Annotated in this window: 18 protein-coding genes; all 18 read left to right on the top strand. The window is 49.3% G+C overall.

The genetic code is table 11. The features are described 5' to 3' along the window. Positions 1 to 844: DUF2167 domain-containing protein (locus ACXAFR_RS03250; RefSeq protein WP_475171897.1), on the top strand; the 844-nt coding region annotated here is incomplete at its 5' end. After that, on the top strand, positions 813 to 1331 hold the full coding sequence (locus ACXAFR_RS03255; RefSeq protein ID WP_475171899.1) for a hypothetical protein: 519 nt from the start codon (positions 813 to 815) through the stop codon (positions 1329 to 1331). The genes ACXAFR_RS03250 and ACXAFR_RS03255, both read left to right, overlap by 32 nt. 147 nt (positions 1332 to 1478) lie before the next feature. Next, positions 1479 to 1802 carry a hypothetical protein gene (locus ACXAFR_RS03260; RefSeq protein ID WP_475171900.1) on the top strand — a complete coding sequence of 108 codons (324 nt, stop codon included), beginning with the start codon at positions 1479 to 1481 and terminating at the stop codon, positions 1800 to 1802. Positions 1803 to 1945: 143 nt separating this feature from the next. Further along, positions 1946 to 2632 (top strand): glycine-rich domain-containing protein, encoded by a 687-nt coding sequence (locus tag ACXAFR_RS03265; protein ID WP_475171903.1) that lies wholly within the window; start codon positions 1946 to 1948, stop codon positions 2630 to 2632. 55 nt (positions 2633 to 2687) lie between these two features. After that, positions 2688 to 3284, top strand: a complete 597-nt coding sequence (locus ACXAFR_RS03270; protein ID WP_475171905.1) for a DUF1287 domain-containing protein — start codon at positions 2688 to 2690, stop codon at positions 3282 to 3284. 58 nt (positions 3285 to 3342) lie between these two features. After that, positions 3343 to 3801, top strand: coding sequence for a hypothetical protein (locus tag ACXAFR_RS03275; RefSeq protein ID WP_475171908.1), 459 nt, complete (start codon positions 3343 to 3345; stop codon positions 3799 to 3801). 47 nt (positions 3802 to 3848) lie between these two features. After that, on the top strand, positions 3849 to 4298 hold the full coding sequence (locus tag ACXAFR_RS03280) for a DUF1294 domain-containing protein (RefSeq protein ID WP_475171909.1): 450 nt from the start codon (positions 3849 to 3851) through the stop codon (positions 4296 to 4298). Between the two features lie 52 nt (positions 4299 to 4350). Next, positions 4351 to 4683: a hypothetical protein gene (locus ACXAFR_RS03285; protein ID WP_475171910.1), complete on the top strand. Its 333-nt coding sequence runs from the start codon at positions 4351 to 4353 to the stop codon at positions 4681 to 4683. Positions 4684 to 4752: 69 nt separating this feature from the next. After that, positions 4753 to 5265 (top strand): N-acetyltransferase family protein, encoded by a 513-nt coding sequence (locus tag ACXAFR_RS03290; RefSeq protein WP_475171911.1) that lies wholly within the window; start codon positions 4753 to 4755, stop codon positions 5263 to 5265. 60 nt (positions 5266 to 5325) lie between these two features. Then, positions 5326 to 5952 (top strand): LysE family translocator, encoded by a 627-nt coding sequence (locus ACXAFR_RS03295; protein WP_475171913.1) that lies wholly within the window; start codon positions 5326 to 5328, stop codon positions 5950 to 5952. 53 nt (positions 5953 to 6005) lie between these two features. Continuing rightward, positions 6006 to 7061 (top strand): NAD(P)H-dependent flavin oxidoreductase, encoded by a 1056-nt coding sequence (locus tag ACXAFR_RS03300; RefSeq protein WP_475171915.1) that lies wholly within the window; start codon positions 6006 to 6008, stop codon positions 7059 to 7061. 266 nt (positions 7062 to 7327) lie between these two features. Beyond that, complete coding sequence (locus ACXAFR_RS03305) at positions 7328 to 7840, top strand: hypothetical protein (protein WP_475171918.1); 513 nt, start codon at positions 7328 to 7330, stop codon at positions 7838 to 7840. A gap of 93 nt (positions 7841 to 7933) precedes the next feature. Next, complete coding sequence (locus ACXAFR_RS03310; protein WP_475171920.1) at positions 7934 to 8557, top strand: Type 1 glutamine amidotransferase-like domain-containing protein; 624 nt, start codon at positions 7934 to 7936, stop codon at positions 8555 to 8557. 245 nt (positions 8558 to 8802) lie between these two features. Continuing rightward, a complete protein-coding gene (locus ACXAFR_RS03315; RefSeq protein WP_475171923.1) occupies positions 8803 to 9075 on the top strand; it encodes a DUF4242 domain-containing protein in 273 nt (90 codons plus the stop codon). Positions 9076 to 9273: 198 nt separating this feature from the next. Then, on the top strand, positions 9274 to 9645 hold the full coding sequence (locus ACXAFR_RS03320; protein WP_475171925.1) for a GtrA family protein: 372 nt from the start codon (positions 9274 to 9276) through the stop codon (positions 9643 to 9645). Beyond that, complete coding sequence (locus ACXAFR_RS03325) at positions 9642 to 10676, top strand: glycosyltransferase family 2 protein (RefSeq protein WP_475171926.1); 1035 nt, start codon at positions 9642 to 9644, stop codon at positions 10674 to 10676. Before ACXAFR_RS03320 ends, ACXAFR_RS03325 begins: the two co-directional genes overlap by 4 nt. Then, complete coding sequence (locus tag ACXAFR_RS03330; RefSeq protein ID WP_475171928.1) at positions 10669 to 12189, top strand: ArnT family glycosyltransferase; 1521 nt, start codon at positions 10669 to 10671, stop codon at positions 12187 to 12189. The genes ACXAFR_RS03325 and ACXAFR_RS03330 overlap by 8 nt, the downstream gene beginning before the upstream one ends. Continuing rightward, entirely contained in the window at positions 12182 to 12898 is a 717-nt protein-coding gene (locus tag ACXAFR_RS03335) for a response regulator transcription factor (protein WP_475171930.1), read from the top strand. The genes ACXAFR_RS03330 and ACXAFR_RS03335 overlap by 8 nt, the downstream gene beginning before the upstream one ends. The last annotated feature ends 15 nt before the right edge of the window (positions 12899 to 12913 follow it).

Raw genomic sequence — 12913 nt, forward strand, 5'->3', positions numbered from 1 at the left:
TGAGGCTCAAGACGAAGCCTCATTGTCACCCGAAGAGGAACAGTATGTTGCGGCTATGCAGCGTCTCTGGGATTCGCTCGATCGTAAAACCGGTGAAATTGATCTGCAAGGCGGCGTAGCAAAGCTGGTTGTTCCCGAAAGCTTTTATTACCTGTCTCCTGCGGATTCAGAAACCGTTCTCGTTGACGTCTGGGGTAACCCTCCCGGCGCGGGCTCAGAGACGCTGGGCATGCTTTTTCCGGCAGAAGTGACGCCCTTTGATGACGAGTCTTGGGGTGTGACCATCGAGTATGAAGAAGATGGTTATGTTTCAGATGAGGATGCCGATCATATTAATTATTCAGACCTACTGGCTCAAATGAAGGAAGATACGGCGTTATCGAGTCAGGAAAGAGTTCAATTGGGCTACGGGCCTATTGAACTGGTTGGGTGGGCAGAAGAGCCTCATTACGATAAGCAAACGCATAAGATGTATTGGGCGAAGGAGCTCAAATTTGGAGAAAGCGATCTGAACACCCTGAATTACAACATCCGTATTTTGGGGCGTAAGGGTGTCTTGGTGTTGAACTTTATCGCGGGAATGGATCAAAAAGCACTGATCGATACTCAACTGGATAATGTGCTCGCCATGGCAGAGTTCCAGCAGGGCTCTCGTTACGAGAACTTCGATCCCAGTGTCGACAAGGTCGCAGCCTATGGTTTAGGCGCGCTGGTGACCGGTAAGATTATTGCCAAAACCGGTATATTAGCCGCTGCTCTGATCTTTCTTAAAAAGTTCGGTGTTATTATTGTTGTTGCCCTGGGCGGTCTTATTGGCAGGATTTTTAAAAGAAACAAAGCGTAACCTTAAAGGCATTATTAGGAAGATATCGCCTTTGGGTTGTGAGGAGCGGAGTTTGATGTATAGCCTCGAAACCATCAAAGAAAAGGATTTGAATAAAATAGAGAGGGATTTCAAGGGACGTTCTTGGCCGGTCATCAAAGGTGTTGTCGCGCACTTTCCTAAAATGAAAAACCGCCACAAATGGGCGGTTGATCACGATGCGGACAGCTATTTGTTCCTCGTACCTGGCATCACATGTTCTTTTACCTCATCGAAAATCAACTATCTTTTTTTCTGGGAGGGTAGTTGTTTCCATCTTGAACTGAAGAATTGGCTTTCCAATGATATCGTCATGCGTGGCGAGGTGGTTGATACACGTATCGAAGACTTGAAGGCTGCCATCTCTATGGCATTTGAAGTCCATCAGAGATTCGGGTTGGGCGATCAGGGGTTTAGTCGTAAGGATACGGAATTAACGCCAGCATTTGTTAAAATTAGCAACTTCTAATTTGTTGTGCGCCTTGTTGTCATCAGAAAGGCGCTGAATAATAACTTGCGTTGAAGTCGCTTTGTTAATATTGGTGTCAAAGTGCGCTTTACTAAGTCTCGTATTGGGTTGTTTTCTCTGTCTACGAATTGATTTCTCTATTTCGTTATGATCATTCGATTACTTAGAGGGCTCTCTGAACTGAAGTTCAGGCTACTTGGGCGTGCCATTATCAAAGATCTCCCCACCGAACAATTCAACAGCCTGATGGAGGTGCTGGTGTTGGATGGTTGGCGGCAAACTTACGTTTACGAGGGGTTTGATGCATGGATAGATTACGGACGAGTCGTATTAAAAAAGGGCTCATCCAAATTGATCTTCGAATGGGATAATTGGACAGAAGGCAGCATTGAAGGATCTCTTGAAGATATTCAATCACTGGCGGATGCTCATCAGCTAAAGGTCAGCCACCGCTGGCGCTGGGCAGACTAAGAAGGGGGCTGATACCTCTCAAATAGTCATCGTAGAGATCGCTGCAATCGCTCTCAATGAACTTTGTCACAGACTTTGTAGAACCAAAAAAGGAAGATTAAGCCGTACGGTATTTGGTGTTTAGTTAGAGAGAAGGGAACCCCGTGGGCTTTATTGGTATTGTATTCTTAGCACTGGCCATTCTGTTGTTCTATGGTATTCGTCGCATTCGACAGGATGCTCAATTGGCGTTTATCGAGGACTTTAAGTTTCATCCCGCAATTGGGAAGAAAGTTGGTGAGAAGTACCCGCATCTCACGGATGTTCAAATTGGGCAGGTGCTTACGGCGTTAAAAGACTATTTCTATATCTGTAACAAAGCTCGGCAAAAGATGGTGTCAATGCCTTCTCAAGCGGTGGACGTTGCATGGCACGAATTTATCCTGTTCACCAAACCCTATCATGCGTTTTGTGGCAAAGGCTTGGGGCGATATCTGCACCACACGCCGACAGAGGCAATGCGCACACCGACGAAAGCACAGGATGGAATCAAACGAGCCTGGAGACTGGCATGTGCGAAGGAGAATATTAACCCCGCAAGGCCTTCCCGCTTGCCGCTGATTTTTGCGATTGATTCAGAACTTGGAATAGAAGATGGTTATAACTATTCCCTGGATTGCAAGGATAAGTCTTCTCCAAACTATGGCACTGGCTACTGTGCTGGGCATATCGCCTGTGCCTCGGGGTGTTCCGGGGATACGGGGGCGCCATCAAATTCCGGTGGGTTTTTCGACGGTGGCAGCGATTCAAGTGGGTGCGGCGGCGGAGGCTGTGGCGGCGGCGGAGATTAACAAACCATCGATCGATTCTATAAAAACCATTGAAATGGAGGGGCTTGTCTAAGCAATGGTTCGTCGGATACTGGGATTACTTATTGTGCTTTCCCCGAGCTGTTGGGCGGGGAGTTTTGAGCAGGCGCTGGTCGATGCGGCCATTGATCGAACGAAACATAACGTCACCTATGACGGTTCTTATTTTAACTTGGGCTATCCTGGTGGTGATGTGCCTGCTCACCTGGGGGTCTGCACCGATGTCGTTGTTCGGTCTTACCGGGCGCTTGGCACCGATTTACAGGTTGAGGTGCACGAAGATATGTCAGCACATTTCGATGATTACCCCTCGAAGCGAATCTGGGGCCTTACCTCAACCGATAAAAGCATTGATCACCGCAGAGTACCCAATCTTCAAACTTTCTTTGCAAGAAACGGTGACTCACTGTCCGTAACTCAGAAGCCGCAGGATTATCGTCCTGGGGATATTGTGACATGGATGCTTCCGGGCAATTTACCGCATATCGGTATTGTTACCGATCACCGCGCCGAGCGGAGTGGAAACTCTTTGATAGTGCATAATATTGGTGCCGGGCCAAGTCTGGATGATATGCTCTTCTCCTACCCCATCACCGGGCACTATCGATACATTCCCAGAAGCTTCACGGATTAATGTTTGGGCAGTTGTGTGAGTGTTAACTCGCGTCGAACGGAATGCCAGAGGAGCGAGAATGATGAATTACTGCTGTTCTATAGAGGATACGCGCTATTTGCAGGCGTTTATCAAGGCTGACATTTGTGCGGAAGAGTTTCATCATCGGGAGCATTTGCGCTTGGCTTACACGCTTCTAGTTGTGCATGATTTCGATACGGCCTACAGACGATTAAAGTCAGGTATTCTGAATTTATTGGTACATATTGGCGCAGATTGCTCGAAATATCATGAAACCCTTACCCGTGCATGGTTGTTAGCGGTTCATCATTTTATGGTCAAGTCAGAGCGTTCAACCGGCTTTGATGCTTTTATTGATGACAATGCGTTGCTGTTAGATACAAAGATAATGCTTACTCATTACAGTGAGTCGCTTCTTTATTCTGATTCGGCGAGAAAGTCGTATCAGCAGCCAGATATAGATCCGATACCAACCCATAACCACCTTTTGGAGGTGCCTTTTGGGGTAATCAGATAATAGGAGTTGTGTCATTCAGCGGGCTGTTTTCGCTGTTTAATTATTGAATGAATATCCATATTTTTATTGCGCTACTTTTTTTCTTTTTGTTAGCGGTTTCTTATTTTCTGGGATTTACCCCTCTGATTGTGGCAATCGCTTTTCTTCTTTTGAGTCTTATTAGCTATGTTTATTACGCGAAAGACAAGCGTGCAGCCATTGCTGGAACTTGGCGAGTTCAGGAATATAAGCTGCACTTATTGGCGTTAATGTGTGGTTGGCCTGGTGCGATGATTGCGCAGCAGCAGTTGCGCCATAAGACAAAAAAGCGATCATTTCGTGCGGTTTTCTGGTTGACGGTAGTGCTTAATGTCAGTGGATTCGTCTGGCTGCATTCCTCTACAGGCAATTCGTTGTTACGTGGCTCTGTTGGAAGCGTGAGTACCTTTGTTTTGTCAAAGATTCCAAAAAATGATTTCAGTTATGCAGTCCGCTTAATTACCGGTTTTCGGCGCTGAGTGGCGAGTCAGATTTATTCTATATCCGTTGTGGGGGGCTTAGCGTTCAGTGATGAGATATATTTCTTTTTTTCTACTGTTGATCTCTGGATACGCATTCTCTGAAGAAATAACCCTCATGCAGGGGAACGTCTATACGGTACCAGACAGCAAGCTCTGGGAGATTGCAAACGCCCCAGCTGCTGGCTGTGACATCTGCACAGCAGATGTGTATATCGACGGCGATGTGAGTAATGTAGAGATGGGTGGCGTCATTTTTCACGGCAGTTTCGATTTTTCTTTTAAACACCGTGATCATAGCGTCATACGCCTTTACCCTGGTACTCAAATTCGCTTGGGCGATAGTCGTGAAACGCTTATTATTCGGCAGCGACAGCGTCCCTAGCAGGCTGCAAGAAGTGCGGGCCGATTCGTGACGGCGCCGATTTCCGATAACAGGGTAAATGGGGGAGATATGGTTCGGCTACGAAAAGCACAGATATCTGATGCTCGGGCGTTATCTGTATTGGCAGAGAAAATATTCCGTGACACTTTTTCTGAGGTAAACACGCCTGAGGATATGCTGGATCATTGCCAATCAACTTATCATGAGTCGATACAGACGAAAGAGATCTCTGATCCCAACTATGTCATTTATGTTGCAGAGGTCGAGGGTCAGCTTGCAGGCTACATTCAGTTGCGATGGACGGCGTGTCCGTGTAAAGCTGCGGCTTCACCCGGGGAACTACAGCGGTTGTATGTCGATCACCGCTACCATGGAAAAGGCATCGCGCAGCAGTTGATGGAAGCCTGCCTGGCTGAGTTTGCGCTGCGGGAAAATGATCTGATTTGGTTAGGTGTTTGGGAAGATAACCCCAGGGCGATTGCTTTTTATCAGAAGTATGGCTTTAAAGAAGCCGGTGATCATGTATTCATGCTCGGCAGTGATGAGCAGAGAGATATCATTATGGTTCGCAACGCCCGATAAGGGTAGAAACCATCCAGCCATTCGTATGTCAGGTTATTCGAGAAACTTAAAGGTGGCCCAATGTTAGGTATTCAGAACTTTGAAGCGTTTATCATTGCGAGCATCATGCTCAACGTGTTGCCTGGCCCGGATACGTTTTACATTCTCGGGCGTAGCCTTGCGGACGGCCGTCGAGTGGGGTTGGCTTCTGCACTGGGGATTTCCGGTGGTGCGCTCTGTCATACAATCGCGGCGGCGGTCGGCTTGTCAGCGTTGATCGTGGCATCACCGACTGCGTTTTTTGTGCTTAAGTTACTCGGTGCGGCTTACCTCATGTTTCTTGGGTTAAAAATGTTGTTTCGCAAGCCGGTCCAGATTGACGGTGAGGCATCCTACAAAAGAAGCGGTTTCTTCGCCGTCTTTCGACAGGGGTTGCTGACCAATGCCCTTAATCCAAAAGTTGCTCTGTTTTTCCTGGCATTCCTACCTCAGTTTATTGCGGAGGGTGCACAGTCTCATTTTCTCGGGTTTTTCGTGTTAGGTTTAACCTTTGTTGCAACCAGTACTGTTTGGGGATTTATCTTGGCGTACTCGTCCTCAGCCATTAGCGATAAGCTCCGTCAAAGACCGCAATATCTCACGTATTTAAATAAATTCACCGGCACCTTGCTGGTTGGGTTGGGCGTACGTTTGGCGCTAGACCGATAGTCTCGATAGCGTGAGGGCTCGTACCTGTATTATTGGGATTAGAAAGAGAGAGAATGGATATGCCAATTGAGTATTGTGACCTTGCGGATTTTCTGGGTATAAAGCGCTCGATAATTCAGGCGCCGATGGCGGGCGTTCAAGATTCGGAGCTTGCCATTGCTGTCTGTGAGGGTGGGGGGCTCGGCTCTTTACCTTGCGGCATGCTGACCGTTGAACAGGTTCAGGTGGCTATTCAGCGGCTTCATTCCTCTGTGAGTGGGCCATACAACCTCAATTTTTTCTGTCATCAGGTGCCCGATTTTGATGAGTCGGCGCAGTTGCAGTGGCGGAGTCAATTGCAGCCTTTTGCGAAGGAACTGGGTGTGGAATTTGGCGAGATGGACGCGCGCCCCAGCCGAGTTCCATTTAATCATGATGTGGCTGATGTCATTGAGCCTTACCGGCCTGCCGTGGTGAGCTTTCACTTTGGGCTGCCTGACCAGGATTTGCTGGATCGCGTTAAGGGGTGGGGTAGTAAGATATTGTCCTCCGCGACAACACTTGCAGAAGCTTTGTGGCTGGAGGCGAGAGGTGTGGATGGCATTATCGCTCAAGGGTTTGAAGCTGGCGGCCACCGAGGCATGTTTTTAGCGCAGCGCCTCTCTCAGCAATTGGGCACCCTGGCGTTGGTGCCCCAGGTCGCGGCTAAGGTCGGCGTACCTGTTATCGCTGCCGGTGGAATAGTAGACAGTCAAAGTGTGAAAGCTGCGTTGATGTTAGGGGCCTCAGCCGTTCAGGTGGGGACAGCGTACCTGCTCTGTCACGAAGCGAGGACGTCTACGTTGCACCGCCAGGCTTTACAGAGTGAGCGAGCGCAGCATACTGCCGTCACGAGACTATTAACGGGTAAGCCTGCCCGAGGTATTGTAAATCGTCTTATGGACGAACTTGTGAGCGAAGCGGGGCAGATACCTCCCTTCCCTTTTGCCTCTAATGAAATTTCGTTGTTGCGAGCGAAGGCCGAGGCGCAGGGGCGCGATGATTTCACGCCCCTCTGGTCTGGTCAGAATGTTTCCGGTTGTCGTGACATTTCAGCCACAGAGCTGACCCGGTCGCTTTGGCCAGATTAGTCCTGCGAGAGTTCAAATCCTCCCTCGGGCCAGCCGGTAACACCGCTGCGATTGACCTAGGCAATGACCCGGGGCGGTGAACGTACGAAGATGCCCTCGCTAAAAATGGATACGGGTTCACAGTTTCGTTCGTGAGACTGAGCCGACTGCGCGTTCTTTTTATATACTCAGTTCTCCTTTCTTTTGTCCGTCTACTTCAACTTCACTCTTAATTCAACGTAGAGGACACCTAGGATGTTCGCTGATGTAACAATAGGGACGTTAAAATGCACATTATTATTGGTTTGATCACGGCACTGGCTGGATTGCTGTTCGCGCTTTACCGCCTGCAAAACTCTGGCGTTGACTTGAATGCATTTAATCCCTTTTATTGGTTAAGGCGACGCGCTTGGGCGAAAAAGCTTGGTGCTAAACCACTGCACCGTTTGGGCAATCCCATGGAAGCTGCGGCCGTCTTGGTTGTCGCGGTGGCGACTGACGAGGTCGATATCACACGAGATCTGCGTCAGAATGTTGTCGATCTTTTTCGGAAAGAGTTTTCAGTTTCTGATCATAAAGCCAATGAGTTGTTTGCTTTCTCCCGCCATCTGTTGAAAGAGGCTGGAAGTGTTGAGGGCGAGGTTCGTTTGATCCTGGCGCCGACCATCAGTGACATGTCCGAATCCCAGAGAGCATCAATACTCGCAATGGCCCGCCAGGCGCTCGCGTTTGAGTCGCCTGTCTCCGACAATCGCACCAGAATTCTCGCGGCGGTAGAAAAAGAGCTGAACACGCGTTGATTGAGAACCGCTGTTAGTCTTAATCCGTAAACCTTGTCGGACGGGTTGCTGTAGGCAATCCTTGTTTGACTTTACTACTCACAAGGTCTTTTCATGTCGGTTGTTGATAGACGCCTCTTTCTAACGTCTGCGTTCGCTCAGGTTGCAGATATCTTTGTCAAAGTGGTCGATTCTTCGGCAGCAGGTAAACGGGTCGCGTTTATTCCCACCGCTAGCCTAACGGAGGAAGTCACCTTTTATGTTGATAAGGCCGAACAATCACTGATTTCACTGGGGTACGACGTCTGTACTATGGAACTCTCCTCCCTGTCTCAGCAGGAAATTGCTGAGGGGTTGGAGGCTTGCGATGTGATTTATGTCTCAGGCGGCAACACGTTTTTTCTTTCGCATGTTTTAAGTACTAGCGGTGCTGGGTCTTTGTTACTTTCTCAGATTCAACAGGGGAAGCTCTATATCGGAGAATCTGCCGGTTCCATTATCTTGGCGCCTTGTCTTGATTACATCCGTACCATGGATGATCCTGACGTAGTTGCAAATTTGGCTTCATACGAAGGCCTAAATGTTGTCGACTTTTTTCCGTTGCCTCACTTTGGTGATTTTCCGTTTGCCGATGTCACCAAGGCGATATATCAGCAGTATCACCAACAACGGCAGCTGCGGACCTTGTCCAACAGTCAAGCATTATGGATTCAGGGCGATGAGGTTTCTCTGCTCTAAAATGGTCGTCTTTTCTCGAAGTGAATGATGCTTAGCGGTCTAAGGGTAACGTAGATTTCTGTGTGCACTTGCCATTTTCTGTATTTGTCTGTGTCAACGGGGTAGATCTTCATCATAAGGTAGCATTGGTCTTCGTCGGTTAAATACGTACGCTAGTTGTTACCAAAGCGTCGTGCTTCTACCTTCGGTGCTTTGGTCCATTAGGCAAATTAAGTGGTTCCTTACGTAACGACGGAGAATAAAAAATGCCAAAATATGTCATCGAACGAGAAATACCTGGGGCTGGTGATTTAACACAAGCCGAATTGCAAGGAATATCGCAAAAATCCTGTGGTGTGCTGAGGGACCTGGGGCCGCAGGTGCAGTGGGTACAAAGTTTTGTCACAGACAACAAAATCTATTGCGTTTACATCGCCCCGGATGAAGAGTCGGTTCGCAAGCACGCCGATATGGGAGGCTTCCCGGCAAATTCGATTGCAGAGGTGAAGAGTGTGATCGATCCAACCACATCTGAATAACTTTTCTTCTTTACCCGTTGTTAATCTGGTGGTGATTGCCGCCAGATTGGCGCGCCCCAGCCGATACGGTTGAGAAACCACGGTGTCACCAGTACAACTTTCTTGCTCATTTGATGTTTCTTTGAGGTTTGTTTGATCTTTATTTGATTGGAGCCTCGCTATTCTGCAGCTATTCAATAGCCCGTTCAGAAAGCCCCTTTGCAAACTCTCCATAGAATTTTCACATTTCTTTTATCCGGTGGTTTGGCGACCCTTCTGCATTTTGCTGTTATGGCGGCATTGGTTGCCGTCGGTGAAGGTCCTCTGTTGGCAACCCTGGCCGGCTCGCTGAGCGGCGCATTGCTGAATTATCTTCTGCAGTACCACTGGGCCTTTCGGTCCCAGCGTCGTCACCATGATGCAATCATCCGATACGTTGGTTGGGTCGCCCTGGGGTGGGCACTAAACGGCGCTTTTTTCTTCGTTCTTCATTCGACGATGGGGCTCTCTGTCGTCGCGGCGCAACTCTCAACAACCGTGTTACTTACTATGATCAATTATTCCGGTTATCGCAGGCTGGTGTTTGCATGAATTATCAGCACATTTCATTTTCCCATTCCCAGCGCTTGCTGTGTGATCCGGTGTTATCCATCGTGGTACCGTTTTATAACGAAGCGCTGGTGTTGCCACAGTTGTTGGAGCGTCTAACTGCGGTGGGTGAAACCTTGAACCTGCCTTATGAGCTGATCTTTATCGACGACGGAAGTGTTGATGGCGGGGCGGAGTTTTTGGCAAAAGTCGCTCGATTTCAGCGGCGAATTCAATTGATCCAGCTCACGCGAAATTTTGGTAAGGAGGCCGCGTTGACGGCCGGCATTGATCACGCCAGAGGTGCGGCGGTGGTGATCATTGATGCCGATTTACAGGATCCTCCAGAGCTGATCCCGGATATGGTGGCAGCCTGGCGAGGTGGGGCTGATGTCGTGTTGATGCAGAGGCGCACTCGAGCGGGGGAGACATTTTTTAAACGTATGAGTGCCCATTGCTACTATCGTCTATTGAATCGAATGAGTGATTGCCAGATCCCTAAAGATGTCGGCGATTTTCGTTTGTTAAACCGCCGCGCGGTGGACGCGCTCAAGTCGCTGCCGGAGCGCAATCGTTACATGAAAGGCCTTTTTGCGTGGATTGGTATGAATACGCGCACTTTGCCGTACGATCGCGATCCTCGTGCGGCCGGTGCCAGCAAGTGGGATTATCTCAGTCTGTTTAGGTTGGCGTTAGAAGGTATTTCGTCGTTTTCCGTTGCGCCTCTGCATTGGTCTGCTTTCGTCGGTGCGCTGTCAGCCTGTTTGGGTGGGCTGTTCGGAGTCTGGATCGTCTTAAAGGCGATGTTGTTAGGGGAGCCGGTGCAGGGTTACCCATCATTGATTGCGGTGATTACCTTTCTGGGTGGTTGTCAGTTGATGACTATTGGCATTCTGGGGCAATACGTCGGTAAAACCTATCTCGAATCCAAGCAACGGCCAACCTATTTGGTGCAGCGACACCTGGGGAGTCGTCGCAGTGAAGAGTCACCCAGCTGGGCAGATGCATCCCGCGAGGTGGCCGCCCATGACTAAATCATCCATAAAGGTGTTTCTAGGCTTGGTTGGGGCTGTGCTCGTCATTCGGCTAATCGCTATGGCAGCGCTGCCCTTAATTGAAACCACTGAGCCCAGATACGCTGAAATCGCTCGTTTGATGGCCACCTCTGGCGACTGGATTACCCCTTGGTTTGCTGAACAGGTGCCCTTTTGGGGAAAGCCGCCTTTGTCTTTCTGGGCTCAGGCGGCTTCCATGCAATGGTTTGGTATCAATGAGCTGGCGGTGCGTTTGCCATCGCTGGTGGTCACTCTGGCGATTCTGGGATTGATCTATGAGGCTGCGCGGCGGGTATACAGCCCCCAAGTTGGCGTCTACGCAGCGTTGATTTACATGACGTCAGCGGTAGGGTTTGTTTTAGCGGGTGCGGTCTTGACCGACCCCTTTCTGACGTTGGCTGTGACTCTGTCACTTGTTTCCGTACTGATTACGGGGATGGAGGGCGAGAGGGCTGGCTGGTGGCGCTATGGTTTGTTTCTCGGTGCCGCAATCGGGCTGTTAGCCAAAGGCCCGATTGCCGTAGTGCTTATCGGTATGCCGGCATTTTTCTGGATTCTATTTGGCGGTCGCGAGAGATTTAAGGTTTTTCCATGGGTAACAGGCTCTCTTTTAACGCTTGTGTTGGCTGTGCCCTGGTATTTGTTGGCAGAACACAAGACGCCTGGATTTCTCGATTATTTCATTGTTGGTGAGCATATTCGTCGCTTTACGGATCCCGGTTGGGCAGGAGATCTATACGGCAATGGCCATCAGGAGCCGTTAGGTAAAATCTGGCTGCTGGCTATCGTTGGCTTCTTCCCGTGGAGTATCTTGGGGTTGGTGTTGCTGGTAAGAGTTTTATGGCGTCGCGATGGGCGCCCTTGGTCACGCTGGTTTTGTGCTGACTCTCTTGTCAGTGTCCCAAGTTTATTGATGATGTGGATGCTCTGGCCGCTGATCTTTTTTTCCGTCGCTAGCAACATTCTCTGGACCTATGTACAGCCAGCCTTACCGGCCTTCGCATTGCTCCTGGCGCCTGCCTGGGTAGCGATGGGAAACCGCTGGTCCTTGAGGGGTGGTGTTCTGGCGATGGTGTTGCCTGTTGCTGTATTGGGCGTTAGCGTTGTCGCGCTAACTACCAATTGGAGCGACAGTCAGAAGACTGAAAAGAATCTGGTAAACTATGTGGAACATCTTAATTCGCCTAACTCGGTAGCGCTTTACTATTTGGATAAAGCGCCGTATTCCGCACGTTTTTATTCGCGGGGAAACATCGTCGTGATCGACCAACAGCAGCTTAGCGCCATGATCAGTGACGAGTCGCCAAGCCCGCGTTACGTGGTGGTTCCCAAGCGCGAGGTTAACGAGGTCTTTATGGGTATGGCCAAACTTTCCGAAGCTCTGTATGAAAATAAGCGGTATCAACTGTTTGATATCTCTAAGCCATCAGCCGAGACAAATCTGGTGAAGTCGTCACTGTTATCTGAGTCAAGCGGCGAACCAAATGGTTGAGCGTCTTGGCGTTGGTAAACAAAAGCTCCGGGTGTTGATCGTTGAGGATCAGATCGCACTGGCGGAAAATCTGTTTGAATTTCTCGGCGAAGAAAAGTATCAGTTGGATTTCGCCGCTGATGGTCTAACCGGTTTACACTTGGCTGTGACCAACACCTATGACGTGGTTGTACTCGATGTCATGCTGCCAGGAATGAACGGCTTTGAAATTTGCCGTCGACTAAGGAAGGATATGTGCAGTAGCTTGCCAATTATTCTGCTGACGGCGAAAGATTCACTGGAAGACAAAGAAATCGGCTTTGGTGAGGGCGCGGATGACTACTTGACCAAGCCGTTTAATATGCGAGAACTTGAATTGCGTATCCAGGCATTGGGCCGTCGCAGGCAGGCGACATCCTCAGAGCTGCGCGTCGCCGATATCTGTTATTCACCAGGAACTCTTAAAGTCAGTTCCGATAATGGCAGTAGTCTGGCGTTGGTTGGAATTGGTGCGAGCCTTTTTGAAATTTTAATTCGGACCTATCCCAACTATGCCAGTCATACGACTCTGATAGAAGCCGTGTGGGGTGACGAGGATGTTGACCCCCATACGTTGCGCAGTCATATTTCCGCGTTACGGCGCAGTCTTAAAGCCCACTTCGGGCGCAGTATGATTCAATCATTGCGTGGTAAAGGGTATGTGTTTGATGCGTGCAGTGAGAGCGTTTAACGATGGTCTCGCTCG

Source organism: Pseudomaricurvus sp. ABR4_320 (assembly GCF_056159445.1).